General features: G+C 57.2%; 24 protein-coding genes and 1 tRNA gene. 15 read left to right on the top strand and 10 right to left on the bottom strand.

Annotated features, from left to right (window positions below):
• Positions 1–95: 95 nt before the first annotated feature.
• Positions 96–332 (bottom strand): helix-turn-helix transcriptional regulator, encoded by a 237-nt coding sequence (locus DW943_RS08565; RefSeq protein ID WP_117564746.1) that lies wholly within the window; start codon positions 330–332, stop codon positions 96–98.
• Positions 333–341: 9 nt separating this feature from the next.
• Positions 342–980: a DUF2975 domain-containing protein gene (locus DW943_RS08560; RefSeq protein WP_089572407.1), complete on the bottom strand. Its 639-nt coding sequence runs from the start codon at positions 978–980 to the stop codon at positions 342–344.
• Between the two features lie 701 nt (positions 981–1,681).
• On the opposite strand from DW943_RS08560, the gene DW943_RS08555 reads away from it, so the two are divergent.
• From DW943_RS08555 to nagA, 8 genes are all read left to right on the top strand, one after another.
• On the top strand, positions 1,682–2,125 hold the full coding sequence (locus DW943_RS08555) for a PTS fructose transporter subunit IIA (RefSeq protein WP_117743271.1): 444 nt from the start codon (positions 1,682–1,684) through the stop codon (positions 2,123–2,125).
• Entirely contained in the window at positions 2,125–2,406 is a 282-nt protein-coding gene (yajC, locus tag DW943_RS08550; protein ID WP_022094612.1) for a preprotein translocase subunit YajC, read from the top strand. Before DW943_RS08555 ends, yajC begins: the two co-directional genes overlap by 1 nt.
• A gap of 36 nt (positions 2,407–2,442) precedes the next feature.
• A complete protein-coding gene (gene agaV, locus DW943_RS08545; protein ID WP_089572404.1) occupies positions 2,443–2,925 on the top strand; it encodes a PTS N-acetylgalactosamine transporter subunit IIB in 483 nt (160 codons plus the stop codon).
• Positions 2,926–3,015: 90 nt separating this feature from the next.
• Positions 3,016–3,816, top strand: a complete 801-nt coding sequence (locus DW943_RS08540) for a PTS sugar transporter subunit IIC (RefSeq protein WP_089572403.1) — start codon at positions 3,016–3,018, stop codon at positions 3,814–3,816.
• Positions 3,806–4,888 (top strand): PTS system mannose/fructose/sorbose family transporter subunit IID, encoded by a 1,083-nt coding sequence (locus DW943_RS08535; RefSeq protein WP_022094609.1) that lies wholly within the window; start codon positions 3,806–3,808, stop codon positions 4,886–4,888. The genes DW943_RS08540 and DW943_RS08535 overlap by 11 nt, the downstream gene beginning before the upstream one ends.
• A 185-nt stretch (positions 4,889–5,073) precedes the next feature.
• On the top strand, positions 5,074–5,805 hold the full coding sequence (locus tag DW943_RS08530; protein ID WP_022094608.1) for a GntR family transcriptional regulator: 732 nt from the start codon (positions 5,074–5,076) through the stop codon (positions 5,803–5,805).
• Positions 5,806–5,919: 114 nt separating this feature from the next.
• On the top strand, positions 5,920–7,086 hold the full coding sequence (locus tag DW943_RS08525) for an SIS domain-containing protein (protein ID WP_117862763.1): 1,167 nt from the start codon (positions 5,920–5,922) through the stop codon (positions 7,084–7,086).
• Between the two features lie 118 nt (positions 7,087–7,204).
• Complete coding sequence (gene nagA / locus DW943_RS08520; RefSeq protein WP_117862762.1) at positions 7,205–8,374, top strand: N-acetylglucosamine-6-phosphate deacetylase; 1,170 nt, start codon at positions 7,205–7,207, stop codon at positions 8,372–8,374.
• A 75-nt stretch (positions 8,375–8,449) separates the two neighbouring features.
• On the opposite strand, the gene DW943_RS08515 is transcribed toward nagA, so the two are convergent.
• The gene (locus tag DW943_RS08515) at positions 8,450–9,034 is read right to left on the bottom strand and encodes a flavodoxin domain-containing protein (RefSeq protein WP_233543636.1); all 585 of its coding nucleotides are present in this window, start codon (positions 9,032–9,034) and stop codon (positions 8,450–8,452) included.
• Positions 9,035–9,190: 156 nt separating this feature from the next.
• Between DW943_RS08515 and DW943_RS08510 the strand changes: the two genes are divergently transcribed.
• The 4 genes from DW943_RS08510 to DW943_RS08490 all read left to right on the top strand — a co-directional run bounded on the left by DW943_RS08510 (position 9,191) and on the right by DW943_RS08490 (position 12,561).
• Positions 9,191–10,072 carry an aldose 1-epimerase family protein gene (locus DW943_RS08510; protein ID WP_117862760.1) on the top strand — a complete coding sequence of 294 codons (882 nt, stop codon included), beginning with the start codon at positions 9,191–9,193 and terminating at the stop codon, positions 10,070–10,072.
• Between the two features lie 58 nt (positions 10,073–10,130).
• Positions 10,131–11,066 (top strand): hexose kinase, encoded by a 936-nt coding sequence (locus DW943_RS08505; protein WP_117756831.1) that lies wholly within the window; start codon positions 10,131–10,133, stop codon positions 11,064–11,066.
• A 197-nt stretch (positions 11,067–11,263) separates the two neighbouring features.
• Positions 11,264–11,737, top strand: a complete 474-nt coding sequence (locus tag DW943_RS08495; RefSeq protein WP_117778978.1) for a YhcH/YjgK/YiaL family protein — start codon at positions 11,264–11,266, stop codon at positions 11,735–11,737.
• Between the two features lie 248 nt (positions 11,738–11,985).
• Positions 11,986–12,561, top strand: a complete 576-nt coding sequence (locus DW943_RS08490) for a DUF5067 domain-containing protein (protein WP_117862759.1) — start codon at positions 11,986–11,988, stop codon at positions 12,559–12,561.
• A 206-nt stretch (positions 12,562–12,767) separates the two neighbouring features.
• On the opposite strand, the gene DW943_RS08485 is transcribed toward DW943_RS08490, so the two are convergent.
• Positions 12,768–12,843: transfer RNA gene (locus DW943_RS08485), tRNA-Thr, on the bottom strand.
• Positions 12,844–13,000: 157 nt separating this feature from the next.
• Here DW943_RS08485 and DW943_RS08480 point away from each other — a divergent pair.
• Positions 13,001–13,483 carry a PTS sugar transporter subunit IIB gene (locus tag DW943_RS08480; protein ID WP_117862758.1) on the top strand — a complete coding sequence of 161 codons (483 nt, stop codon included), beginning with the start codon at positions 13,001–13,003 and terminating at the stop codon, positions 13,481–13,483.
• Positions 13,484–13,808: 325 nt separating this feature from the next.
• Here the strand turns inward: DW943_RS08480 and DW943_RS08475 are convergent, their stop codons facing one another.
• Positions 13,809–14,861 carry an aldose epimerase family protein gene (locus tag DW943_RS08475; RefSeq protein ID WP_117862757.1) on the bottom strand — a complete coding sequence of 351 codons (1,053 nt, stop codon included), beginning with the start codon at positions 14,859–14,861 and terminating at the stop codon, positions 13,809–13,811.
• 206 nt (positions 14,862–15,067) lie between these two features.
• Here DW943_RS08475 and DW943_RS08470 point away from each other — a divergent pair, with 206 nt between their 5' ends.
• Positions 15,068–15,832 (top strand): DeoR/GlpR family DNA-binding transcription regulator, encoded by a 765-nt coding sequence (locus DW943_RS08470; protein ID WP_117862756.1) that lies wholly within the window; start codon positions 15,068–15,070, stop codon positions 15,830–15,832.
• Here the strand turns inward: DW943_RS08470 and DW943_RS08465 are convergent, their stop codons facing one another.
• The 3 genes from DW943_RS08465 to DW943_RS08455 all read right to left on the bottom strand — a co-directional run bounded on the left by DW943_RS08465 (position 15,833) and on the right by DW943_RS08455 (position 20,717).
• The gene (locus DW943_RS08465; RefSeq protein ID WP_233543635.1) at positions 15,833–17,092 is read right to left on the bottom strand and encodes an ATP-binding protein; all 1,260 of its coding nucleotides are present in this window, start codon (positions 17,090–17,092) and stop codon (positions 15,833–15,835) included.
• 387 nt (positions 17,093–17,479) lie between these two features.
• The gene (lacG, locus tag DW943_RS08460) at positions 17,480–18,901 is read right to left on the bottom strand and encodes a 6-phospho-beta-galactosidase (protein ID WP_199572856.1); all 1,422 of its coding nucleotides are present in this window, start codon (positions 18,899–18,901) and stop codon (positions 17,480–17,482) included.
• A 76-nt stretch (positions 18,902–18,977) separates the two neighbouring features.
• Entirely contained in the window at positions 18,978–20,717 is a 1,740-nt protein-coding gene (locus DW943_RS08455) for a PTS lactose transporter subunit IIBC (RefSeq protein ID WP_117862755.1), read from the bottom strand.
• A gap of 283 nt (positions 20,718–21,000) precedes the next feature.
• On the opposite strand from DW943_RS08455, the gene DW943_RS08450 reads away from it, so the two are divergent.
• Entirely contained in the window at positions 21,001–22,002 is a 1,002-nt protein-coding gene (locus DW943_RS08450) for a LacI family DNA-binding transcriptional regulator (protein WP_117862754.1), read from the top strand.
• Positions 22,003–22,441: 439 nt separating this feature from the next.
• On the opposite strand, the gene lacG (DW943_RS08445) is transcribed toward DW943_RS08450, so the two are convergent.
• Both lacG (DW943_RS08445) and DW943_RS08440 read right to left on the bottom strand, forming a co-directional pair.
• Positions 22,442–23,881 carry a 6-phospho-beta-galactosidase gene (gene lacG, locus DW943_RS08445; protein WP_117862753.1) on the bottom strand — a complete coding sequence of 480 codons (1,440 nt, stop codon included), beginning with the start codon at positions 23,879–23,881 and terminating at the stop codon, positions 22,442–22,444.
• 66 nt (positions 23,882–23,947) lie between these two features.
• Positions 23,948–25,723: a lactose/cellobiose PTS transporter subunit IIB gene (locus DW943_RS08440; protein WP_117862752.1), complete on the bottom strand. Its 1,776-nt coding sequence runs from the start codon at positions 25,721–25,723 to the stop codon at positions 23,948–23,950.
• Between the last annotated feature and the right edge of the window lie 318 nt (positions 25,724–26,041).

The following is a 26,041-nucleotide window of genomic DNA, read 5'->3' as shown; positions in this document are numbered from 1 at the left end:
GTCGCTATTTAGGGCGTCCAAGATTTGGGACGCAGTTCAATATCCGTTCTAGCGGGCTTATTACGTCGGAGGTACCGGTAGTTAAATAATCTCAATTAATCTTTAAGTCCAAAGAGGTTATCGGCTTCATCGTCAGGCATATATTCCAGTACATCGCCCGGTTGGCAGTCGAGTGCCCGGCATATCGCGTCAAGAGTTGAAAAGCGCACGGCAGAAACCTTGCCCGTCTTGATGCGCGACATATTGACCTGGGAGATGCCCACGCGTTCCGCAAGCTCTTTGGATGAGATCTTGCGTTCGGCGAGCATGCGGTCGAGCCGCAGAATAATCATGGATTCCCCCTAGAGCAACTCGTCATCTTGTATTTGCAGGATACACCCGTACTGGAAGACGCTGGCAATCAGGCTAATAATCAGGCCTGCAAAGACCATAGAGAGGTCGAGGTGCTGGCCGCCAAGCGCATCCGTAAAGTTGCCGCCAAATCCTGAGAGTATCAGCCCCGTGACTATGGCACCAAGAAGCTTCACAGCAACGCCGCCAATAAGGAACAAATGTCCTACTTGACGTAGTATGCGGATGCATTCGAGGTCAAAGGGCCTGCCCGCCTTTTCAATGGCGGAGAAAAACCTGTATGCGCTTAGCACAATGGCAAGCGCAAGGCATGTCATCATGGCGCTCCCTATGGCAGTATGACCGTCGTGCGCGACAAGCATAAGAGGGGTCTGTTCATTGGCGCCGACGAGAGCGAGAGATGGCCCTTCGCCGGCATTAAGCTCTACGGATTGGAGGCAGAACCCTTGGGAGAGGCTAGGCAATATGAGTAGAAGCTCGATTGCAATGACTGCGAGAAGTCCCAGAGCGAGCGCTACGGCGGTGCAGATTGTGGCCCATTTGCAGATGTGAGCGAGCTTCCTCAGATCGGCTATTGCCTGTTCGCGGTTGATGGGTTCATTCGATTTGGATACGTTCCAGCGGATCATAGCTCCTCCAACCAATGTCTAGGATGATATTTAAATCTTATAATATACTTAATGATAAACGATAAACAATTACAGATTTGAGTAAGTTATGTTTGTAAGACGAATAGCGAGAGCTTATGGCATATTTAGGGAGTGAGAGTTTGGCACGTGGGGGATGGACGAGTATCGAAATTTCCCGCAACCGCGCAAGTGCTTCATCGGGTCTCCCTAATTCATATGGAAAAGGAGCTGCAAACGATTGGAAATAACCGCTGAGCGGTCGAAAACTACCGTTCACCGATAATTTCTAAACTGGTTCTAACTGGTATTAAGTCAAAAAGACCAATTCACAAATCTTCACAATGACCTGCATTTTTTCTACATGCCTTTTTTGGCCACCCTGCGTTGTTTAGACACAGAAAAGGTTCCGATCTTTCGTCAAAGTATTTCGAAACGGTTTCAAAACCGCAGGTAGAAGTGTTAATGAGCGGTAAACGGTCGATTTATCGCCGTGAGCGGTGCAAAAACGTTTTACTGCGTGAATCAGCGAAAGCGACCTCTTCTGTGATGATATAGTGACAACAACACGTCACGTGGTTACTACCAGTTGAGAGACCACTGGTCTTCAAAGAACGCTTTCCAAGAAGCTTTAAGGGCGTCCGCCCGCTGGCTTCCGAAAACATCGGACTCAGATCGTACACACCTTCGGAAGGGAAATTTGAATGGTTGGCTTTATTCTTACCGGTCATGGACAGTTCGCACCCGGCCTCGCAAGCGCTATCGCTATGGTCGCCGGTGATCAGCCCGCTTTTACCGTCGTTCCTTTCGAGGGCGACCAGGCTGCTTCCTACGGTGAGGACCTCCGCGCCGCTATTACCGCCATGCGCGAGGAGTGCGATGGCGTGCTCGTCTTTACCGACCTGCTTGGCGGTACCCCGTTCAACCAGTCGATGATGATCGCCCAGGATGTCGACAATGTCGAGGTCCTGACCGGCACCAACCTTCCCATGGTTATTGAGCTTCTGTTCCTCCGCGGTAACGCCACGCTCGCCGAGCTTGGCGAGCAGGCCGTGACCGTTGGCCAGACGGGCATCACCGCCCAGACGGTCGCATCCGTTGCCGGCTCCGACGAAGAGGATATCTTCGGCGACGAGGACGGCATCTAATGGCCGATTTCGGAGCCAACGTCCTGAGCTCCTCGGTCGCCCTTTTAGGCCTGCTTGTCATTATGGGCTTGATTTACACCATCTGGTCGCAAATCAACATGAAGAAGAAGCAGAAGTACTTCAAGGAGCTGCACACGGAGCTCAAGCCGGGTCAGGAAGTTCTTTTCGCCGGCGGTATCTACGGAACCGTCAAAGGCATCGAAGGCGAGAAGGTCCAGATCAAAGTCCGATCCGGCGCCGTTGTAGATGTTTCGCGTTACGCGATTCAGGAGATCAAGTAACTGTCGTCAGCAAATAACGAAAGGAAGCTGATCAACATGGCAGAACCCAACATTCTTCTTACCCGCATCGATAACCGACTGGTCCATGGTCAGGTCGCTACCCAGTGGAACTCCACCCTGGGCTCCAACCTCATTCTCGTTGCCAACGACGATGTGTCGACCAACACCATGCGCCAGAACCTCATGAAGATGGCCGCTCCCGCCGGCGTCGCTACTCGTTTCTTCTCTCTGCAGAAGACCATCGACGTCATTGGCAAGGCGAGCCCGCGCCAGAAGATCTTCATCGTGGCCGAAACACCGGAAGACGTGCTTACGCTCGTCAAGGGCGGTGTGCCTATAAAGAAGGTAAACATCGGCAACATGCACATGTCGGAAGGAAAGCGCCAAGTCGCCACCTCCGTCGCAGTTAACGACGAGGATGTCGCTGCGTTTAAAGAGCTGCAGGAATTGGGGGTGGAGTTGGAGATCAGGCGCGTTCCGAGCACGCCTGTTGAGGACACGAGCAAGCTCTTCTCGTAATCCTCGTGATCCACGTTGTCAGGATTGAAACCCTGACGTTCTGTACGTGATATCCAAAGTGCGTACATACATTTTGAAAGGAGGAGCAAGATGGAATACTCGATCATCCAGGTCGCTCTGGTCTTCATCGTCACGTTCGTCGCGGCAATCGACCAGTTCAACTTCCTCGAGTCTCTCTATCAGCCCATCGTCACCGGCGCCGTCATCGGTCTTATCCTTGGCGACCTCAACACCGGTCTTCTCGTGGGTGGTACCTATCAGCTCATGACGATCGGCAACATGCCGATCGGAGGCGCTCAGCCGCCTAACGCCGTCATCGGCGGCATCATGGCAGCCATTCTCGCTATCGCTACGGGCCTCGAGCCCAACGCGGCAGTCGGCCTTGCCATTCCGTTCGCTCTGCTTGGTCAGCTCGGCGTTACCCTGGTCTTCACGCTTATGTCGCCGCTCATGTCCTCCGCGGACAACATGGCCCACAACGCTGACACCAAGGGTATCGAGCGTCTGAACTACTTCGCCATGGCTCTGCTCGGCCTGATCTTCGCTGTCGTCGTCACCCTGTTCTTCATCGCTGGCGCTACCATCGGTCAGACCATCGCTTCCGCCATCCCGACTTGGCTGCAGACCGGTCTCTCCGCTGCAGGCGGCATGATGCGCTTCGTCGGCTTCGCCGTCCTGCTCAAGGTTATGATGAACCGCGATATGTGGGGCTTCTTCCTCATGGGCTTTGGCCTCGCGCTCATCACCGTTGCCAACGATTCGCTGGCAACCCCTGCCCTGCTCATCCTCGCTCTCATCGGCTTCGGCATCGCTTTCTGGGACTTCCAGCAGCAGACCGAGCTGAAGGGTGCAGCTGTTTCTGACGGAGGTGACTTCGAAGATGGCATCTAATGAGTATGTGATCCCGGAGCACTACGAGGATCTCACTCCTGCTCCGCAGCTCGACCAGAAGACCCTCAACAAGATGGCTTGGCGCTCCTGCTTCCTGCAGGCATCGTTCAACTACGAGCGCATGCAGGCCGCTGGCTGGCTCTACTCCATCATCCCCGGTCTGGAGAAGATCCACACCAACAAGAACGACCTCGCGGCTTCCATGAGCCACAACCTGGAGTTCTTCAACACCCACCCGTTCCTCGTCACCTTTGTTATGGGTATCGTGCTTTCGCTCGAGCAGAACAAGGTTGACATCCCCACGATCCGCGCCGTCCGCGTCGCCGCAATGGGCCCGCTCGGTGGTATCGGTGACGCCCTGTTCTGGCTGACGCTCGTGCCTATCACGGCCGGCATCACCTCCAACATGGCCATCAACGGCAACGCCGCTGCGCCGATCATCTTCCTGGTGATCTTCAACGTCGTCCAGTTCGCTCTGCGCTTCTGGCTCATGAACTGGTCCTACAAGCTTGGCACCAGCGCTATTGACGCTCTGACTGCCAACATGCAGGCCTTCACGCGTGCCGCTTCCATCATGGGCGTCTTCGTCGTCGGTTGCCTGGTCGTCACCATGGGTGGCACCCAGATCAACCTCCAGATCCCCAACGGCACCACCCGTGGCCTCTCCGCTACTACCGTGATCGTCTCCGAGAAGGAGGCCGAGAACTTCACCGGTATGGAGGGCATCGATACCGAGACCGCTGAGGCCGGTACCATTGCCATGACCGATGAGGACGGCAACGCCCTCACCGCTTCCGATGCCGACGGCAACGCTGTCGAGTGCGGCGTCACCGATCTGGGCAACGGCATGGAGTCCGTTACCTACGGCACCGTCACCGAGGATCCGGTCAACTTCTCTGTTGCCGACACCCTCAACACCATCGTCCCGAAGCTCGTCCCGCTTATGCTTACGCTGCTGCTTTACTACATGTTCGCTAAGCACAGCTGGACCCCGACCAAGGGCATTCTGCTGCTCTTCGTCCTGGGCATCCTGGGCGCTGGCCCGCTTGGTCTCTGGCCGAGCATCTGGTAAGGCTCTAGCTTGAGGGGTGTGTCCCTACGCGGCTCACACCCCGACCCCTTAAGCCATGTGTATGTTAAAAGCCGCGTGCTCGTAAGAGCGCGCGGCTTTTGTTTTCTTGATGAGTCGGGTGTTGCGGACTGATAATGCTTAACACCCTAGGTAGTTAGCCGAATTCGAGCAAAAGGGAGGATAGGATGGCGATCGGAGCGCGTAAGCAACCGCTGTACGATCAGCTGGTCGATATTCTGACCGAAAAGATTGACCATGAATATCGCGCTGGTGACATGATTCCTTCCGAGCGCGAACTTTCGGAGCGCTATGGTCTCTCGCGCACTACGGTACGCTTGGCTCTGCAGGAACTGGAGCGTTTAGGACTGGTGGTTCGGCAGCACGGTCGCGGTACCTTTGTGACTGACCGTTCGGCAAAAGCAACCAATCTTATGCAGTCCTACAGCTTTACCGAGCAGATGCGCGCGATGGGTCGAGAACCCGAGACCACGATTCTCGAGTTTTGCGAGATGGAGGCCGATAAGAATCTGGCCGAGCATATGGGATTGCGTATCGGTGATCGCATTTTTAAGCTTAAGCGCCTTCGTTCTGCCGACAACATGCCCATGATGGTCGAACGCAGCTATCTACCGGTTCGTCAATTTCTGTCCCTAAAGCGACCGCTGCTGGAGCGCAAGCCGCTTTACGATGTGATTGAGCAAGACTTTCAGCAAAAGATACGCGTGGCTGAAGAGGAGTTCTATGCGAGCATAGCCCGTCCCACCGACGCCCACCTTTTGGGAATTGTCGAGGGCTCGCCTGTGCTCGATTTGGTCAGGACTACGTATAACGAGTCAAACGAGGTTGTGGAGTATACACTCTCGGTTGCTCGTGCCGATCAGTTTAAATACAAGGTTTACCACCAGCGTAGCAACTAGTGTCCGCATCGTTTCCATATGGTGATTCTTTGCATTTAACTGGTTACTACCAGATAACCAACCGAAGTGTATAATTGCACGTCAGAGGATTACTTCTAGAGAGAGGTATTAGAAATGTTCGAGAAGAGTGTCGAGGAGCTCACCGAGCTCGGCGCCCAGATCACCACGGCCGAGATTGCTCAGCAGCCCGAGCTTTGGCGTGATACGCTCAACATCTATCGCGAGAACAAGGAGGCCATCGAGGCCTTCCTTACCGAGGCTCGTGCTATGGGCGAGGGCCGTCTGTCCGTTGTCTTCACCGGTGCCGGTACGTCCGACTATGTTGGCGATACCTGCGCCCCGTATCTGCGTCACGCCGGCAACACTGATCTCTACGACTTTAAGCCCATCGCCACGACCGACATCGTGAGCGCCCCGCGCGACTTCCTGCGCGCTGAGGATCCCACGCTCGTGGTTTCCTTTGCCCGCTCTGGCAACAGCCCCGAGAGCCTTGCCGCCGTTGCCGTTGCCAAGGAGCTCGTCCACAACGTCAAGTTCCTCAACATCACCTGCGCGCCCGAGGGCAAGCTTGCCGTCGAGTCCGCCGATGATCCCAATGCGCTGACGCTGCTCATTCCGCGCGCCAACGACAAGGGCTTCGCCATGACCGGCTCCTACACCTGCATGACCCTGCTCTCTACCCTCATCTTTGACGAGGCTTCCGACGAGCAGAAGGCCGAGTGGGTCGAGACCATCGCCAAGATGGGCGAGGAGGTCATCGCTCGCGAGTCCGAGGTTGCCGACTACCTCGCTGGCGACTTCAACCGCGTGACGTACTTGGGTTCCGGCTCCTTCGGTGGCCTTGCCCAGGAGAGCCAGCTCAAGATCCTCGAGCTTGCTCACGGTCTGGTCGCTACTTCCTACGACACCTCCATGGGCTATCGTCACGGACCCAAATCCTTCGTCGACGACAAGACCCTCGTGTTCGTGTTCGTCAACAACGACGCCTACACCCGTCAGTACGACATCGACATCCTCAACGAGATCGGTGGCGACAAGATCGCTCAGCACACCGTTGCCGTTCAGCAGGATGGCGCTACCGTCTACGAGGGCGAGTCCTTCACCTTTAAGGGCTACGAGGCGCTTCCCGAGGGCTACCTTGCTCTGCCGTTCGTGATGTTTGCTCAGGCTATCAGCCTGCTCAACTCCGTGCGCGTGGGCAACACGCCCGACACGCCGAGCCCCACCGGTACGGTCAACCGCGTGGTTAAGGGCGTGACGATTCACCCCTTCACCGCTTAATCGCGTCCCCCTGTAAGGGCGCCCGTCCGCTCATAACGGCGGGCGGGCGCTTTTTGTTATTACGTGGGCTGGGTATAAGCATCACCACAGTCAACTGCTTTAGAAGCAAGGAGTGCATATGAGCACGTACGCAATTAAGGCTGACAAGTTCTTCTTGCCGGCAGGCCCGCAACTGGGCGGCTATCTTATGGTCGAGGATGGCGTCTTTGGCGCCTGGCAGGCCGACGAGCCCTCTTGCGAGATTAAGGACTACACGGGATCGTGGATCGCACCGGGTATGGTCGATACTCACATCCATGGCTTCTACAACCACTCAACTACCGATAACGATCCCGAGGGCATCGATATCAGCTCGACCGAGCTCGCCCGTCGCGGTACCACCAGCTGGCTGCCCACGACGTTCACCGATGGCGTCGAGCAGATCAAGGACGCTTGCGCTGCCATCGCCCAGGCGGACGAGGGTCGCGGCCCCGACTTCTGCGGTGCTCGCATTCAGGGCATCTACCTGGAGGGCCCCTTCTTTACCATGAAGCACGTGGGCGCGCAGAACCCCGCTTATCTTATCGACCCCTCCGAGGAGGTCTTCGATCAGTGGCAGGAGGCTGCGGGTGGTCGCATCGTTAAGAGCGCCATGGCGGCCGAGCGCGACGGTGCCGCTGCTTATGCGGCTGCTCTGAACGCCAAGGGTGTGGTGACCAGCATTGGTCACTCCGACGCCACCTACGATGAGTGCATCGCCGCCATCAACGCCGGTGCCAGCTGCTTTACGCATACCTATAACGGCCAGCGCGGGCTGCATCACCGCGAGCCCGGTGTCGTGGGTGCAGCCATGTCCACGCCCGATACCTACGCCGAGATCATCTGTGACGGCAAGCACGTAAACCCTGCCGCCATCAAGGCACTGCTGCAGGCAAAGGGCTGGCAGCACACGGTGCTCATCACCGACTGCCTGGGTTGCGGCGGCATGCCCGAGGGCAGCTACACCAGTGGTGGCATGGACGTCATCATGAAGGACAACCTGTGCTGGCTCGCTGACGGCAAGAGCATTGCCGGCTCGGTGCTCACGCTTGCCCAGGGCGTCAAGAACATTGTCGATTGGGGCATCGCCAGCGCCGATATCGCCATTCGCATGGCAACCGAGGTGCCGGCTCGCTCTGCACACATCGAGGATAAGTGCGGCAGCATCATGCCGGGTCGCGACGCCGACTTTGTCGTGTTCGACCATGAGCTCACCCTCGTCGAGACGTATGTTGGCGGCCAGAGCGTCGGCAACGCCTTTACCGAGTAACGATAGAAAAAGACGGCGGGCCCGAAATTGCTCGGACCCGCCGTATGGGTTAAACGCTCAAAAGCACCTTAACAGTTACAGCTTGTTAGCAATCTTCTTTGCCGTGCGCTTAACGCCGGCCACAAGACCTCCCGCAGGATGCTCCTTCTCGTATGCTAGACGCTTCTCGCGCTTGGCGTACTCTTCGACGATGATGTCGCCATACTCGTCTTCGATCTTGTCGAAGAAGTCGACGGCGCCCTTAATTTCCTCAGCGGTCGGGTGTCCCTTTTGGACACCGCCGGCGAGCTTGAACGGTCCCCACGTATCAAAGCCGGGGCAGCCGTAGACACCCATAAAGATGGCCTGCCTCATGCGGCAGATGCCATCGATATCCTTGCCGTACCACTTGTTTTTGCCACCGTAGGTCATAAGGCCAAACACTTTGTCCTGCGGTTGCAGCACGTTAGTGAGCACGCGTGCCATATCTTTGTCGATCTCGGAGTAATAGATGCCCGTGGCGACACCGATCAGATGATATTCGTGCAGGTTGGGATACTCGTTTTTGCCGAGCGCTTTGACGTCGAGGGTATCGATCTCGGGGTGTGCCTCAACGATGGCGTCCACGAGCTTTTTCGTATTGCCGTGATGGCGCGAGGCGTAGAGGATGATGGTTCGCATAAGAAGGCCTTTCAGCTGTAATTGCATCAATGTCTGTATGGTACCCCGTTGCACGGCTGGGATACCGGACGCATCGATGAACGTGCGGGTTTGTCCTTTGGTTAGGGCCGAGACGGGTACTTGCGAGCAAAAAGCAGTTGTTCGAAAGGATGGGCAATGGAATACGCTCTCTCCAACGATTCGATTTCTATTAAGGTGTCCACGGCTGGTGGTTCGTTTACCTCGATTGAGGCTGGAGGTCGAGAGTACTTGTGGCAGGGCGATCCCGCCGTGTGGTCCGGCCAGGCACCGATTTGCTTCCCGATTTGCGGAGGCTTGCGCGATAACAGCGCCATGACGTTCGCCGGGCATCATGTAAAGCTCGCTCGCCACGGATTTGCGCGCAAACAGGAGTGGAAGCTGCTGAGCCAAAGCGAGAACGAGCTGACGATGTGCCTGGCTTCCGAGGATAACGCCGCGCTGCTGAGCGATTATCCGTACCCGTTTAAGCTTGTCGCTCGTTATACGCTCGAGGGGGATGCCGTGCGCGTCTCTTATGAGGTGACCAACGAGGGAACCGAGGACATGCCGTTCTTTATCGGCGGTCATCCCGGCTTTAGGTGCCCGCTCGATGAGGGCGAGGCCTATACGGACTACGAGCTGCGCTTTGAGAAGGACGAAGCTGCTGAGCTTTGCACTGCCGTCCCCTCGACTGGCTTGATTGACGTGACCAACCGCTCCAAGAGCCCCATGGTGGGAAAGACGCTGCCCCTGTCGCACGAGCTCTTCGATTTTGCGGAGACCATCTTTGACGTGCTCGAGAGCCGTCAGGTTACGCTTTCCAAGAAGGGCGAGGACAAGGGCGTTCGCCTGAGCTTTGAGGGCTTCCCATATCTCATTGTGTGGAGCAAGCCCGAGGGCGATTTTGTGGCAGTTGAGCCCTGGGGCGGTCTTTCGACCTGCTCCGATGAGGACGACGTGCTTGAGCATAAGCGTGGCTGCCTTGTCGCCAAGCCCAGGGAGACCGTCGTTCGCTCGTTCGCGATTGAGATTCTGTAATTACGTTTTGTCGACTCGTATCGCGAGGCACAAGGAGCCTGCGAGATAAGGAGCTAAAATGATCCTCACCGTTACGATGAACCCGTCTGTCGATACGCGCTATCAGCTCGATGAGCTCGTTATCGACGACGTCAACCGTGTGACGCCCGAAAAGACCGCCGGCGGCAAGGGCCTCAACGTGGCCCGTGTGCTGGGCCAGCTGGGCGACGACGTTGTGGCAACCGGCCTACTTGGTGGTCATATGGGCGCCTATATGGCCGAGCTCATGGATGCTAACGGTATTAACAATGACTTTGTGCCCATCAAGGGCGAGACTCGCATTTGCCTGAACATCCTCCACGCCGGCAACCAGACCGAGCTGCTCGAGAGCGGCCCGACAATTGCCCCCGAGGAGCTCGATGCCTTTACCGCCAAGTTTACCGAGCTTGCGGGCAAGGCCGATGTCGTCACCATCTCGGGTTCGCTGCCCCGCGGCGTCGAGGCGGACTACTATGCCAAGATCACGGGCATTGCCGAGAACGCCGGCGCCAAGGTGCTGCTCGATACCTCGGGTGCTTCGCTCGAGGCGGCGCTCAAGTCCGAAATTAAGCCCGAGCTGGTTAAGCCTAACCTGACCGAGATCAACGGCCTTCTGGGCACGAGCTTTACCACCGACGATGTGGACGAGCTCCGCGCCGCGCTCGCCTCTGATGCCCGCTTCTCCGATATCCCCTGGGTCGTCGTTTCCATGGGTGCCGCCGGTTCCGTGGGCTTCCATAACGGCCGTGCGTTCCGCGCCAAGACTCCCGATATCCCCGCCGTTAACGCTACGGGCTCTGGCGACTCCACTATCGCCGGCTTCGCACATGCGATTGCTGCTGGCGCGGATGACGAGACGGTACTGCGTACCGCCAACACCTGCGGCAAGCTCAACGCCATGGATCCCATGACCGGCCATCTGGTCATGGATCGTTGGGACGAGGTCTACAACGGCGTTGTCGTGACCGAGCTGTAAGAGCATGGGCGTCGGCCCCGGCATCGCTTGCTAGCTCATGTCGACGACGAGTGCAGTAACATTATGCCGGGGCGCGACGCCGACTTTGTCGTGTTCAGTCCCGACCTTACCCTGGTCGAGACGTATGTGGGTGGCAACAGCGTCGGTAACGCGTTTGCCGAGTAGCCGCCAAAGAAACGATCCGAGAGGGGATTTAGATGATTTACGGTGCACTGGGCGATATCGAGGAATACCGCGGAATGCTCAAGGGCCTCGACGTGCTGATCGACTGGCTCGAGGAGAATGACCCGGCAGAGCTCGAGGTTGGCAGCCATCCGATTCTGGGCGACAAGGTCTTTGCGAACGTCATGGCTCCCACGACGCGTCCCGAGGCCGAGGCTCACTACGAGACGCATCAGCGCTATCACGACCTGCAGATTGATGTCGAGGGTCGCGAGGCCTTTAAGGTCGCTACGGGCAGCCTGACGCTGGTCCAGGAGTTTGACGAGAAGGACGACTACGATCTGGTCGATTCCGACGCCTCGATCGCCGGCGATCTTGCCGACGATAAGTTTGCACTGTTCGTTGCCGGCGAGCCTCACATGCCCACGCTCGAGTTCCCGGGCGATGGCGCGCAGCCGGTCAAGAAGATCTGCTTTAAGCTGCTTGCAGACGCCTACTGGGAGGAGTAGCGAGCTGCTCGGCTGAGCTGGTCGTATGCTGGCGTGATTCCCTTGGAGGAGCGCGCTTGGGCCCCGCTGATTGCGGTTCCTTTGGGGATTGCGGTCGGCGGGGCTTTTTGTTGTTTGAGCTGGATTCATTGGAGCGGCCAAATTAGGCTGAACGACGCAGTTATTGAGACACAATTGATGCTAAATGGATTGAAGAATAATTAAAATAGCTGTGGATACGAGAAATAGCTAATTGATGGGAGCTCTTTATGGGACTCAGCACAACCGCTTTAATTCCTAGGCGCGCTTTCTTAGTGTTGGGGCTCGCAGCTGGTTCTGCTTGCCTCACCGCTTGCTCCGGTAAGGGGAGCTATGATGATGGCTACGCTGCGGGCTATGCTGCTGCTCAGGCAGACGCTGCCGGAAAAGAGAAAGATGGCAGCGGCGGGGACGGCGATATCCCCGTATCGGGTATTGAGTACACCATCACGGGGGCACAGCGCGGAGTAGAGCAGCTTGATCACAGTAAGTCGCTTTTGATTTTGAATGTAACTGCTAAAAATGTGTCGGACGATCTGCAAGATGCACATTTTGCAGGTAATGAAATTCTAGCATTCCAAGATGGAAAGGGGCTTAATTCGGGCGTGCTTGTGGAAGGCCTTGATCTTCCTGAATCGCGCCAAATACAACCAGGTGCCGTGCTTGAGGGTTGGCTTGCTTACGAGCTGATTGACGAAACGACGCCGGTTGAATGTGAAGCTGGCGGCCAAATCACATCCTCTGGTGATGAAAATGCTTTCTACGGCCTGACCAATCCGCAGACAATTGATTTGAGCACTCTTTAATCCCTGCTCATAGTATAAAAGCTGTCGTAATCCTCGCGAGGGGTCGCGCTTGAGCCCCGTTGATTGTGGTTTCCGCTTGGGAGGCCGCGGTTGGCGGGGCTTTATTGTTGAGTAGGGGGATGCCTTGCGGTGCAGCGATCGGATTGGCGGACGCGCACTCAAAATCGAAAACAAAAAAGCCGCCCGAAGGCGGCTATCTTGTGCAATGGAGCCAGCGACCGGGCTCGAACCGGTGACCCCCGCTTTACGAGAGCGGTGCTCTACCAACTGAGCTACGCTGGCGGCCATGTGGTGACGCAAGTGAGGCGTCAACGGCTGTCTATGATACGGGACATCGCACATCCGCGCAAGTGTTCTGACGGCTTTTCTCACTTTAAATGCACTAATATTGGAGACGCGATGTCTTGCTCTTACGGGTCTCAAACAGAATGGGGCTGCCATGGCTCAACCCAGGATCCTTCTTACACGTATCGATGACCGTTTCATTTACGGGCATGACGTTGAGCTGTGGAACGAAGCCGTGGGTTCCAACCTTGTCCTAATCGTCAACGATGAAATCGCGGCGGATTCGCGCCAATGGGCACCCATGAGGGTCGCGGCGCCAGAAGGCGTTTGGACGCGGTTTTTCTCGGTGCAAAGGACCGTCGATATCATTCATACCGCAACGCCGCGTCAATGGATCCTGATTATGGTGGCCTCACCCGCCGATGCGCTCGCGCTGGTTAAGGGCGGCGTGCCAATAACCAAGATCAGCATCGGCCATATGCAGGCGGGGGAGGGCAAGCGTTCTGTGACGCCTACCGTTGCCGTAGACAATACGGACATCGCCGCCTTCAAAGAGCTGCAAGCGCTCGGCATAGAGCTAGAAATCCGCTACCTCCCCAGTTCCGCCCCCGACCCCATCGGCAATCTGTTCAACTAATCCTTGGGGACGGAGGAAAACGGATCATTTTGCCCTTGCGAGGGACGCGTGCGATGTCGCCTGTCAAAAACTATGCCCATTTACTACGTTTGATCGGCTATCGCCGAGCATGTCGAATTTGAGAAAAACAAAACCGCAGGTAGACGGCTCGTGAATTAAACAAAAACTGGTGCATGGTCGAGCATCCCGGGCTAAACGTAGTAAATGGACATAGTTTTGATATGTCACCCATACAGTCACAGCGAAAATGAGCCCAAAAGATGAAAAAACGCCCGTCGGCGGTGGTGCCGGCGGGCGCTGCTGTGCGATATGTTGTGTTATGGGCTTAGTGTCTCATAAAGTGATATTCGATCACATTGCTGTAGGGGTGACCCGGGCCCACAATGCCCTGCGGGAACAGCGGCTGGTGCGGCGTGTCGGGGTACATCTCGGCCTCGAGGGCAAAGCCGGCGCCCCAGCCATAGTTGGCGTCGTCCTTGGCATGCTCGTCGCCCAGCCAGTTACCGGTGTAGAGCTGTACGCCCGGAGCGGTGGTGTAGTAGTCCAGCTCGCGACCGGTCCACATCTCCTCGACGTGCATGGCGCGGCGCAGATTACGGCCGTACTGATAGCCATCGATGCACAGACAGTGATCGTAGCCACGGGCCTGCTTAATCTGCGGGTCGTCGGCTTCCATGCCGGGGGCGACGGGGCGCAGCTCGCGAAAGTCAAACGGTGTTCCCTCGACCGGAGCAATCTCGCCGGTGGGGATGTTCTGCTCGTTAATGGGCAGGTAGTGGGCGGCGTTGGCGACAAAGAAATGTTCGCAGTCCATGCCGGCGTTATGGCCTGCAAGGTTAAAGTACGTGTGGTTGGTCATGGACACGTAGGTGGCGCGGTCGCTCTCGCAGCCATAATCGATGCGGAAGACGCCGGTGCGCGTAACGGTAAACACGGCCGTAAAGGTTCGGTTGCCGGGCAGGCCCAGCTCGCCATCCTTAAGCGAGGTGGTCATGCGCACGGCGTTATGGACCTCGTCGAGCTCAACATCCCACACACGTTTGTGCAGGCCGTGCTTAAGGTCGCTGTGCAGGTTGTTGGCGCCCTCGTTGGCGGGCATATGCCAGTCCGTGCCGTCGATGGCGATCGTGGCGCCAGCGGTGCGGTTTGCCACAGGGCCGATGGTCGCGCCAAAGCAGGCGGGGTTGTCAAAGTAATCCTCGAGCTTATCGAAGCCCAGCACCACATCGCGCACGTTGCCGGGAATGTCGGGCACATCGATACCAAGCACCGTGGCGCCATAGTCCATAATGCGAACGCAGATCTCGGGCCCGTCGAGGGTGTAACGATGAACGGGGGTACCGCACGGCGCGGTGCCGAAAAGCTCGGAAGTGATCATTTGGTTCCTAACATCGAGGTATTTCCGACAAACTGTAGCGCGAACAGGCGAGATTATCACTACACCCCACTAAAGCTGGGGGTATTTTTCTCAAAAAAGTGATGATTGGAGCTGTGCGGGCGTTCATTTTTGACGCGTACGAGTCTGATACAATTTGTTCGTTACTGTTTGAATGAAATGCGCGCAAAGAACGGCGAGGATTCATCGTGATTAAGGCAGAGCGACAGGATAAGGTTCGTCAGCTGCTCGAGGAGCAGGGCACGGTCTCGGTCAAAGAGATTTCGGATGCGTTGGGCGTTTCGGACATGACGATTCGCCGCGACCTCGAAGAACTTGCGAGCCTAGGCGAGATCGAGCGCGTGCACGGCGGAGCCCGCAGTGCACAGGGCCGTCCGCACGCTATGCTGCGCCATGAGTATTCGCACAGCGAAAAGCGCACCAAGCATGCCGAGGAAAAGCTGCAGATCGCACGCCGTGCTGTGGAGCTTATCGAGGAGGGCTCGACCATCTTTTTGGGTACGGGCACCACGGTTGAGCAGATGGCCTCGATGCTGCCGGCGTTTCGCCTGCGTATCGTGACCAATTCGCTTTCGGTGTTTAACCTGCTCGAGGCGCGCGAGGACTGCGAGCTGTGCCTTGTGGGCGGTATGTACCGTCGCCGCACTGCCGCGTTTGTGGGGCCGACGGCCGAAGATACCCTGCGTGCGCTGGGCATCGATGCGGCGTTTATTGGAGCCAACGGTATCTTGGACGGCGACGTATCTACGTCCAACATGGACGAGGGCCGTATCCAGCAGCTCGCCTTTAGCAAGGCAGACTCGCGTTATCTGATTGCTGATTCCAGCAAGATCGGCAAGCGCGACTTCTACACGTTCTGCCGCCTGGACAATTTGGATGCCGTGGTGTGCGAGCCGGATATTACTGTTGAGGATCGCGCCGCCATCGAGGAACACACGCAGGTCATCTGCTAACTAACGCTGCAGGCGGTACTTCTGTCCCCTGCCGGTGCCCTCAGCTGTAACCAGGCCTGTTTCAACGAGTTTTTTGAGGATGCGAAGTAGCTTCGAGCGGCTAAAGGTCACTTTGGCGGCAAGCTCACTTGTCGATTGAGGGCGTACTCCACTTAGCAGTCCGAATACGGTAAGTTCGTCGCCTTCGAGCCCGGGGTTATCCATGAGAAGGGGAAGTGTGACCACAATGGCGTTGTCCGAAACTTGAAAACGGGGCTTTTTGATGCTGCCTTTGTAGGTGTCTCGGATTCGCATAATGCCCGTTCCGAATGCCTCGATAAGGCCTAGGCGCAAAAAGACTTCGGCAAGAATGCCGTTACGTCTAACGGACAGCATGTCGGACAGGTACTCATCGACAGTCATGCTTGCTGGCAAGCCGCCTGGCGAGGCGACCTCCACGCGGTCGTCGAACATCGAGATGCGGATGTGCGCGGGAACATCCCAAGTCCTATGAACGATTGCATTGGTTATTGCCTCACGGAACGCCTCAAGTGGAATGAGCTCCTTGCGAATTCGCTCCATTCCCTTGATCTCTTCGTAGCAGTACTGAGTTTCAAATAGTTCAAGCGCGCTGTCAATTTCTGCTAAGACTGATGCATGCTCAAGAGTTTTGCGCTGTTTAATGAGATTGATGGTGTCACCAAACACTGCAATGTCGATGCCTGGGAAGCCGTTCTCGTCCGCGAGTAGCTCTGCTGCGTTATTGTAGGTCCCGGTCTCATCGAGCAGGCCGAGGGTTTTGAGAGTGTCGGTTGTGAACGACTCAAGCGAAAGCTTTGCTGTTAGGCGATTCTCTAAAACGGTGAAAGATAAATCTTGCTTACTTGCCGCGAGCTGTTCAAAGGAGAGGTTTTGACCCTCGAGCACAAGGCGCGAAAGGCCTAGGGTATCAACTGGTATGGTCGCGGTGTCATTGCGCTTGTATGCCTTCGATCGGTACAGGTAAGGCTTCGATCTGCCGGGAAAGACCGTAAGCTCTACGGTTGCATCGAACTCGTTGATTTTTAGGGAGTAATCGGGCTGGGGGATAATCGAATCGTTAATCTTGTTTTCGATATCTAGGCAGGTTTGCTTGGGGTTATCGAGGCCAACGGTTTTTCCGTCGTCATCGATTCCGAATAGGACGCGCCCGCCCGTGCTGTTTGCATAAGCGGAGACGGTTTTAAGGAACGAATTGGTGACGCTCTCCTTGAACTCAAGATCTTTAGACTCTTGCATCATTTTGCTCCGTTTTGCTTCAACTTGACACGAAAAATGACATGTAAAATTTTACACGTCATTTTGCACGTCAAAAGTATGACACGAAAAAATTGCGCATCATTTTGCGCGTCAAGGTGACGCAATATGACATGCAAGGGTGGATTTGACCATCTAATTGTCTCGATCCGTAACAGTTGGGGGTGAAAATCTCGGCTAGATGTTACAGATTGAGATCTATCGGCCCAGTCATTTCGTTCATCTTGATTCGTAACAGCTGGGGCTGAAAATCCCTGCCAGATGTTACAGATCGAGACAAACGACAGGCTCAGGCCCGGGCAAAACAAAAAAGGCCGCATGCGGCCCCGTGGAGGGGTTCACATGCGGCCGACAGGGGGTACGCGGCTTGAATTAGGCCATGAGCAGGCCGGTCTCCGCGACGTTCTTGTACCAGTACGCGCTGGCCTTGGGATAGCGCTTCTGGGTCTCAAAGTCGATGTAGAACAGGCCGTAGCGCTTGTTATAGCCGTTGGTCCAGGAGAACTGGTCCTGCAGCGACCACACAAAGTAGCCGTCGACGTTCACGCCGCCGTCGATCGCCTTGAGGATCCACGCGAGATGCTGGCGCATGTAATCGATGCGAGGGGCGTCGTCGATAAAGCCGTCCTCAAAGTCGTCCTTATAGCCCATGCCGTTCTCGGTGATGTAGATCTTCTTGTAGTTGGGGTAATCGTTCTTAATGCGCAGCAGCAGGTCGTAGAGACCCTCGGGATAGATAATCCAGTCCCAATCGGTGGTGCGCACGCCTTCGCGCACGCATGACTCACCCACGCCCTTGAGGAACCAGCGCGAGGAGCCCTTGTCGCCGGTGCCATTGTGGTTGATGTCGTTTTCGCCCTCGGCGGCACGCAGGAACTGACACTTGTAGGTGTTGACACCCAGGCAATCGTTGTAGGGGAGCGCGGCGGTCAGCGCGGCGATGTCCTCGTCGCGGACGTCGAGCTCGCCGCCGGCGATATGGGCCAGCTTGGTCGCAGCCTCCATGGTGTCGGCTGCATAGTGGCCGCGGAAGGTGGCGTCGAGTACCCAGCGGTTGTTGATGACGTCGGCCATGCGGGCTGCCTCGCAGTCGGCGGCGTTGTTGGGGTCGAGGGGATACTTGGGCTCAAGGTTCTGGACAATGCCGATCTCGCCCTCAAAGCCGCCCTCATGGAAGGCGACGACAGCCTTGGCGTGGGCCACCATCATGTTGTGCATGAGCTGGAAGGCCTTGTCCAGGCGGTACTTCTCGCCGTGCGGCCAGTTGCCGACGATAAAGCTGCCCTCGGCGGTCGCGGGAATCTCGTTAAAGGTAAACCAGTGCTTGACCTCGGTGAACTCGGCAAAGCAGAACTTGGCGTACTCGACGAAGGCGTCGATTGTCGTGCGCGTCAAGAAGCCCTCGCCGCCGTCCTGGTAGAAGGCCTCGGGCGTATCGAAGTGATCGAGCGTGACATAGGGGATAACGCCGGCTTTGTTGCAGGTGGCGAAAAGCTCGTGATAGAAGGCGACGCCCTCGGGGTTAATCTCGCCGGTGCCACTGGGGAAGATACGGCTCCAAGCGATGGAGACGCGAATACCGTTGATGCCGAAGCGCTGGCACAGGTCGATATCGACCGGATATTTGTTGTAGAAGTCGCTTGCGGGATCGGGGGAGAAGCGACCCTGAGCAGCCAGGAAATCGTCCCAGGGCACTTTGCCCTTGCCGTGCGTACGGGTCTCGCCTTCAACCTGGTAAGCGGCGGTGGCGCCGCCAAACACAAAGCCGTCGGGGAACTGCATGGGATTGGTCATGAGTCATCCTTTCTGTGGGATACGAATAGGGAGAGGTGCCCGAACTGGGGGTCCGGGCACCAACAGAGGGAGAAAACTAGTCGAGGTTCTCGCGGAGCCACTTGATGGCGCCAGCGGGGTCGCGAGTAAGGTCGATATATTCCTTACCGCGGGGAGCGAGCAGCTTAATGCCCAGGCGATCGGTGTCGGCCTTCATGTCGTTGTAGTAGCTACGGACCTGCGGGGCGAGCACGATAACGTCGTACTGATTCATGATGGCAGTGTGCTGGCCATAGGCGCCTGCGGAGGAGACGATGTTCTCTCCGGTCTGCGCAGCGCCTTCCTTAATGGCGTTGGCGAGCATGGCGGAGGTGCCAGCGCCGGCGCACAGGACGAGGACCTTCAAGCCATCAACACCCTTCTTGGCAGGTGCTGGGGCGGCGGGCTCGGGCTGGTCGGCGACAGAGGCGGTCTGCTCAATGGCGGGCGCAGGGGTGTTAGCGGCGATGGCAGCGGCGCCATCGGACTCGAGACCCAGCTCGGCGGCGCGCTCGGCTTCCTGGTCGCATAGCAGCTTATCGTATGCCTTTAAGAACGGCAGGTAGATGAGGGCGTCCAGCAAGATGATGATCGCGACAAATACCAGGGCGATGAGCTGGAAGTTCGTGGTGATGAAGATGCCAATGGGAGCAGGGGTGGCCCAAGGCACCACGAAGGAGAAGCCGTTCATGCCCACGTTATCGATAAAGAATTTGGCGACGCTCACGTTGACGCAGCCGGCGGCCACAAAGGGGATGAGCATGTAGGGGTTCAGAATCATCGGTGCGCCAAAGAGGAGCGGCTCGTTGACAGCAAAGGCTACCGGTACGATCGAGGCCTTACCGACGGCCTTGAGCTGCTTGGACTTCATAAAGAGAATCAGCAGAAGCGGTACGATGAACGTAGCGCCGGTGCCGCCGAACTCACCCACGAGCGACATGTTAAAGGTGAGGGAGTGGGCAGGGTGACCACCGGCCAGCAGAACCTGCAGGTTCTCGGCCTGGTTGGCAAGACGGATGGGATCAATACCCGGCTGGACAATCGAGGGGCCGTGGACACCGATGAACCAGAAGAACGCGGTGGCTGCCTGAATAAGGATGAGTCCGGGGTAGGTCTCTGCCGCAGTGAAGAGCGGGGAGAGCAGCTTGATGAGCAGCTCGGAGAACGGAACACCCATGAGGTTGCGCACGACCACATCGATGATACCGCAGATGATGACAGCGCCGCCAAAGGGGATGATGTCACGGAAGTTCTGAGCGATGGCGCCCGGGACCTCCTTGGGCAGCTTAATGGTCAGATCGCGCGAGACGCAGAACTTATAGACCCAAACGGTAATGAACGCCGCGATATAAGCGGAGAACAGACCGCGCGTGCCCATGCTGGTGCAATCGAAGACCGAAAGCTCGGAGCCGTCAAACTTGGTGGTGAACTGCGTAACTGCGAGCAGCAACATACCGCACTGGGCAGCCACCATGGTGGAGCCGTCGTTGAGCACCTTGCCGGCGGGCATGCGGCGGTTCATGGATGCCGTGAAGTTCTTGGCGGTGGTACCGGCGACCATGATGCCCATGACGCCCATGGTGAAGTTGTACAGCTTGTTGCACCAGTCGATGAGCGGCTGGGGAAGCGTGATACCAACTACGCCGGGAAGGGTGGCGATCAACAGAAAGATCGAAGAGGTGAGGACGATGGGCATGCACCCAAGAAATCCGTCCTTGATGGCCTGGAGATAGATGTTCCTCGAGATCTTCTCAAAGAACGGTTGATGCTTTTCGAGCATCTTTACGATGGCGTCCATGGAGCTCCTTTGCTGCTTGGCGCGCTATGCGTACGGATGGAACTTGTCGTCGATGGATGGTCAGGACTGCCCGGAAACCTTCCAGCTAGGGAAGGCGTTGCGAAATGACAACGTTGTCATTTCGTCAATGACAACGTAAGACATTATTGAAAGGGCAACAAGGATTTGCGGGTGAACGGTCGGTATTGTCCGGTAAACGGTAAATTTGAAAGCTGAGCAGGTAGTGTATGCTAGAACGCAGAGAACAATCGATAGGGAACCGACTGGAGAAGCAGTGGCAACGATGGACAAGAAAAACGTCTCAATGAACGATGTGGCGGTTGCCGCGGGCGTTTCCCTCAAGACGGTATCGCGTGTGATCAATGAGCCTGGCAGCGTGCGCGAGTCGACGCGCGATAAGGTCCATGCGGCTATGGAGGCGCTTGGGTTTAGGACCAACTTTGCCGCGCGTTCACTCAAACTGGGCCGCTACGGGTGCATCGGCGTGGTGATGTTCCACCTGTCTGGTGGTGCTGTAGACATGATCGACGGCATCGCCGACGCTGCTGCAGAGCGCGGCTTCGCGCTCACGATGATTAAAAAGCGGGCAGAGGAGGAGATGGGCCTTGCCGATGCGGCGCGCAGAATGTCGCAGCTTCCCGTCGACGGCATGATCTTCAACCTGCGCCAGATGGTCGACGACTTCGATTCCTTCGAGGCGCCCAAAGATCTCAAGACGGTGATTATCACGCCGATGGAGCATCCTAGCTGCTCTACTGTCAGTGACGATCAAGAGGGTGGCGCGCGTATGGCTTGCGAGTACTTATTGGATCGCGGGCACAAGAACGTGTATTTCGTTTCGGGTAAGAAAGAGTCGCTTTCGAGTCAATGTCGTATGAAAGGCTGGCGTGCGGCGCTCGAGGCGCGCGGCATCGAGCCCCCCGAGCCTTTGCAGGGCGATTGGGGCGCGGATAGCGGGTATGCTGCGGGACTCGCGCTTGTCAATAACCCCGACTGCACGGCTGTCTTAGCGGCCAACGACTGCATGGCGAACGGCGTGATGGTGGCCCTGCGCGATAAGGGGCTGAGTGTGCCCGATGATGTGTCCGTGATCGGCTTTGATGACGAGCTCTACAAGACGATACCCAATTCGATTTTGACATCGGTGAAGTTCCGTCACCGCGAGCTGGGCATCCGTGCGCTTAACGAGGTCGTTGCGGGCCTGGAGGCACCGAGCTCCAGAAGCCGCACACTTGTTTCGGGCGTGCTGGTCGAGCGCTCCAGCGTGAAAGACCTACGGGTGTAGCTTGCTCGGCCTGTTTGTCTCGATCTGTAACAGTTGAGGGCGAATTAGCAGGATAGATGTTACAGGTTGAGATTTTTCGATCCGGCCTATTCCGTTTGTCTCGATCTGTAACAGTTGGGACCCAAAAACTCGGCTAGATGTTACAGATTAAGATTGAGAGGATTGGCCGGTACGTTCATCTCAATCTGTAACAACTGGACGTCCAAAACCGGGTTTAGTGTTACAGATCGAGACAATCCAGCTCGGACACCCCGGTTCATCTCGATCTGTAACAGGTAGGACCAAAAAACTCGGCTGGATGTTACAGATCGAGACAAACGGCTCCTGACCAGCCCAAAAACAAAAAGACCGGGGGCGGCGCGCCGTGTGACGTGTCGCCCCCGGCTGAGAAATGGGGGACAGGATATGTGAGCGGAGCAATTTTGCTCGCCGCAAGCCGCTAGTCCAGACGACGGGTCTGCGCCACGTGCTTGTACCAGTAGGCGCTTGCCTTGGGCGTGCGCTTCTGGGTTTCAAAGTCTACGTAGAAGAAGCCATAGCGCTTGTTGTAGCCGTTGGTCCAAGAGAACTGATCCTGCAGGCTCCACAGGAAGTAGCCGCCCACGTTGACGCCCACCTCCATGGCCTTGAGCAACCAGCACAGGTGCTGCTCGATGTAGTCGATGCGCGGCTGGTCATCCACAAAACCGTCCTTGTAGGGGTCCTTGTAGCCCATGCCGTTCTCGGTGATGAAGATCTGCTTGTAGTTGGGGTAGCGCTGCTTAATGTAGACGAGCAGATCGAACAGACCCTCGGGATAGATGATCCAGTCCCAGTCGGTGGTGGGGATGCCGGGCTTGTTCACATGCTCGCCAATGCCCTTGACGCGCCAGCGGCCGGTGCCCTTCTCGCCCGTACCGTTGTGGTGCAGGTCGTTCTCGCCATCGTAAGCCTTGAGGAAGCGGCACTGGTAGTTGTTAACGCCCAAGTAGTCGTTGTAGAGCGCTGCCTCGCGCATAATCTCGAGGTCCTCGTCCAGGATCTCGATGGTGCCGCCCGAGATAGCCGCCAGGCGGTTGGCGCACTCGAGGGTGTCGGGCGCGTAGTCGCCGCGGAAGGTGGCGTCGAGCAAGAACTGGTTCTGCAGCACGTGCTCGTTGTTGGCGGCCTTGATGTCGGCGGGGTCGTTCTCGTTAAGCGGGTACTTAAACTCCAGCGACTGAATGACGCCGATCTTGCCCTTAAAACCACCGTTGTGGAAGGCCAGTACTGCCTTGGCGTGGGCGAGCATCATGTTGTGCTCGCACTGGAAAGCCTCGGCCAGATGCGCCTTGACGCCGCCGGGGAAGGTGCCCTCGATGTAGGTGTTGGAGGCGTCGGCCCAGATCTCGTTAAAGGTGAACCAGTAGGTCACCTGGTCGGCGTACTCCTTAAAGCAAAAGGTGGCAAAGTCCACAAAGGCGTCGATGGTCTCGCGGTTGAGGAAGTCGCCCTTCTCAAAGAGGGGCAGCGGCGTGTCAAAGTGATGCAGCGTGACAAACGGCTCAACGTGGTGCTTGTGGCACTCGGCGAAAAGGTCATGGTAGAACTGGACACCCTCGGGGTTGATTTCGCCGGTTCCGTTGGGGAAGATGCGGCTCCAGGCGATGGAGAGGCGAATGCCGTTGATGCCGAACTCCTCGCACAGCTCCAGGTCGACGGGGTACTGGTTGTAGAAGTCGGAAGCGGGATCGGGAGAGAAACGGCCCTGGGCCTCCAGGAAGTCGTCCCAGGCAACCTTGCCCTTACCGTGAGTGCGGGTCTCGCCCTCTACCTGGTAGGCAGCGGTGGCGCCGCCAAAGACAAAGTTCTCGGGAAACTGCGCAGGCGGGTTGGTGACGCTAGCAGGGTTAACGGACATGATGATCCAATCGTCTAAATCGAAGGGCCAGCCGGTCTTGGATGGTCGGCTGGCCCTGAGCGTTACTTACTTCGAGAGTTGCTCGCTTACGAAGGCGAGAGACTTGTCGCCGTTCTGGGAGAGCTCGATGTACTGCTTACCGCGGCAGGCGACGCACTTGTTGCCCACACGCTCGCAGTCTTTCTGCAGGTCGGCCAGGTAGCTGGCGGCCTGCGGGGCCAGGACGACCAGGTCAAAGTCGGGGAGCATGTCGACGTGGTTGCCATAGGCCTCGGCAGCGGTCTCCAGATCGATGCCGCGCTCCTTGGCAGCCTTGGCCAGCGCGTTGGCGAGCAGGCCCGAGGTTCCGCCACCCTGGCAGAGCACGAGCACGCGCTTGCCGTTGAGGTCGCTGGCGGTCGTTGCCTCGGCAGCGGGTGCTGTGGAAGCGGTGGGGGCGTCGGCCTTCACGGCCTCGGCTGCGGCACCGGCGGCAACGCTCTTGGCATCGGCCTTGCCCTGGAAGGCGTCGTTGAGCTTGGCGGCCTTCTCGGCGTTCTTGGCGGCGAGCTCCTCCTGGGAGATCTCGGCCTCCTCGGCGCACTTCTGGGCGTCATAGGCACGGAAGAACGGGTAGTACAGGGCAAAGTCGACGATCAGGATGATGGCGAGCATCACAAAGGCGAGCGGCTGGAAGCCCAAGCCCATGATGGTGCCGATGGGGCCGGGGACGGTCCAAGGCAGGGTGTACATAAAGCCGTTCATGCCCAAGAAGTCGATAAAGATCTTGAGGATCCAGATGTTGGCGATCGGAGCAAAGACAAACGGGACAAAGAAGACGGGGTTGAGCACGATGGGTGCGGCGAACAGCAGCGGCTCGTTGACGGCAAAGCACACGGGGACGATGGCTGCCTTACCGACGGCACGCATCTCCTGGGATTTGGCCAGGAAGCAGAACATAAAGACCAGGACGAGCGTGGCGCCGGTGCCGCCCATGCAGACGACGAAGTACTGGGCACCCTGGGTCAGGACAGCGGAAGCGTGCTGACCAGCCTGGAATGCAGCCAGGTTGTCGGTCATGTTGGCAACGAGGGCGGCGGCGATGGCGGGCTCGACGATTGAGGGGCCGTGGACGCCCACGAACCAGAAGAGGCTCATAGCGCCGTAGATGACGGCGAGGCCGATGTAGCCGTCGGCAGCGGTGAACAGGGGCTGGAACACTTGGATGACGCCCTGGGCAAAGCAGAAGCCAAAGGCAGCGCGGAAGACGATGTCAAAGACCCAAAAGACGGTGATGCAGACGGAGAAGGGGATGATGTCCTTAAAGGTCTGCGAGATGTTGGGCGGAACCTGCTCGGGCATCTTGACGGTGATGTTGCGCTTAATGAAGAACTTGTAGATGATGCCGGTCACAAACGCAGCGATAAAGGCGGTCAACAGGCCCTTGGAACCAAGGTAGGTGGTGTTGAAGCCGCTGGCAGCGTCCGTGGCGATGGTGTCGCTCGAAAGGAGCAAGAAGCCGATGATGGCCGCGCACATGCACGAGATAAAGTTGATCTGGTTGTTCTTGGGCAGGTCGCGGTTCTGGGCGTCGGCGAAGTGCTTGGCCGTGGTGGCGGCACAGGCGATGGCCAGGATGCCCATGGAGTAGTTGTAGCACTTCCACAGGGCGTTGTTGATGTCATCGGGCCAATAGAAACCCCAGATGTTGGGGACCGAGGCTACCAGGCAGAAGATGGACGAGAAGATGATGATGGGGATGACGGAGATAAAGCCGTCGCGGATCGCCTTGAGGTACTTGTTGCGGGCGATCGCGTTGAAAAAGGGCTGGCCCTTTTCGATGATGGCGATGAGTTGCTCCATGCAATGCTCCTAAGAGTCGGTGGGTTAGCAACGATGGTAGCTTTTGGCGTTCGGTTGCCAAAATGTTGACGTTGCCATTTTGCGACACAAAAAAAGACGCGAACCAGTGGTTCCTATGCCTGCGAACCATCGATTCCTTACGCGTAAACGTTTGAGCCGCCCGGTGGCTCTGTATTTGCGCAATGGCAACGTTAACATTTGGGCGACAAAAGCCGTTCGGGGAAGCAAGATTGTCGGTGAACGGTAGGTTTTAGGTGGTAAACGTATTGTGGGGGAGGTGTTGGATATACTTGAAGGCGTTCATTTGACTGCGTAGGG

Origin of the sequence: Collinsella sp. AM44-11, from assembly GCF_003467145.1 — a bacterium.
Classification (GTDB): Bacteria; Actinomycetota; Coriobacteriia; order Coriobacteriales; family Coriobacteriaceae; genus Collinsella.
The sequence above is the reverse complement of the archived record's forward strand: the minus strand, read 5'-3'. Positions and strand labels throughout refer to the sequence as shown.

Coding starts and splice junctions, on each gene's coding strand:
- DW943_RS08530 (WP_022094608.1), top strand. CDS start 5,074: ATGGCGATCGGAGCGCGTAAGCAACCGCTGTACGATCAGCTGGTCGAT.
- DW943_RS08490 (WP_117862759.1), top strand. CDS start 11,986: ATGGGACTCAGCACAACCGCTTTAATTCCTAGGCGCGCTTTCTTAGTG.
- DW943_RS08565 (WP_117564746.1), bottom strand. CDS start 332: ATGATTATTCTGCGGCTCGACCGCATGCTCGCCGAACGCAAGATCTCA.
- DW943_RS08510 (WP_117862760.1), top strand. CDS start 9,191: ATGGAATACGCTCTCTCCAACGATTCGATTTCTATTAAGGTGTCCACG.
- DW943_RS08505 (WP_117756831.1), top strand. CDS start 10,131: ATGATCCTCACCGTTACGATGAACCCGTCTGTCGATACGCGCTATCAG.
- agaV (WP_089572404.1), top strand. CDS start 2,443: ATGGCAGAACCCAACATTCTTCTTACCCGCATCGATAACCGACTGGTC.
- DW943_RS08440 (WP_117862752.1), bottom strand. CDS start 25,723: ATGGAGCAACTCATCGCCATCATCGAAAAGGGCCAGCCCTTTTTCAAC.
- nagA (WP_117862762.1), top strand. CDS start 7,205: ATGAGCACGTACGCAATTAAGGCTGACAAGTTCTTCTTGCCGGCAGGC.
- DW943_RS08495 (WP_117778978.1), top strand. CDS start 11,264: ATGATTTACGGTGCACTGGGCGATATCGAGGAATACCGCGGAATGCTC.
- DW943_RS08560 (WP_089572407.1), bottom strand. CDS start 980: ATGATCCGCTGGAACGTATCCAAATCGAATGAACCCATCAACCGCGAA.
- DW943_RS08475 (WP_117862757.1), bottom strand. CDS start 14,861: ATGATCACTTCCGAGCTTTTCGGCACCGCGCCGTGCGGTACCCCCGTT.
- DW943_RS08450 (WP_117862754.1), top strand. CDS start 21,001: ATGGACAAGAAAAACGTCTCAATGAACGATGTGGCGGTTGCCGCGGGC.
- DW943_RS08455 (WP_117862755.1), bottom strand. CDS start 20,717: ATGGACGCCATCGTAAAGATGCTCGAAAAGCATCAACCGTTCTTTGAG.
- DW943_RS08555 (WP_117743271.1), top strand. CDS start 1,682: ATGGTTGGCTTTATTCTTACCGGTCATGGACAGTTCGCACCCGGCCTC.
- DW943_RS08515 (WP_233543636.1), bottom strand. CDS start 9,034: ATGCGAACCATCATCCTCTACGCCTCGCGCCATCACGGCAATACGAAA.
- DW943_RS08480 (WP_117862758.1), top strand. CDS start 13,001: ATGGCTCAACCCAGGATCCTTCTTACACGTATCGATGACCGTTTCATT.
- lacG (WP_199572856.1), bottom strand. CDS start 18,901: ATGACCAATCCCATGCAGTTCCCCGACGGCTTTGTGTTTGGCGGCGCC.
- DW943_RS08540 (WP_089572403.1), top strand. CDS start 3,016: ATGGAATACTCGATCATCCAGGTCGCTCTGGTCTTCATCGTCACGTTC.
- DW943_RS08525 (WP_117862763.1), top strand. CDS start 5,920: ATGTTCGAGAAGAGTGTCGAGGAGCTCACCGAGCTCGGCGCCCAGATC.
- yajC (WP_022094612.1), top strand. CDS start 2,125: ATGGCCGATTTCGGAGCCAACGTCCTGAGCTCCTCGGTCGCCCTTTTA.
- DW943_RS08535 (WP_022094609.1), top strand. CDS start 3,806: ATGGCATCTAATGAGTATGTGATCCCGGAGCACTACGAGGATCTCACT.
- DW943_RS08465 (WP_233543635.1), bottom strand. CDS start 17,092: ATGATGCAAGAGTCTAAAGATCTTGAGTTCAAGGAGAGCGTCACCAAT.
- lacG (WP_117862753.1), bottom strand. CDS start 23,881: ATGTCCGTTAACCCTGCTAGCGTCACCAACCCGCCTGCGCAGTTTCCC.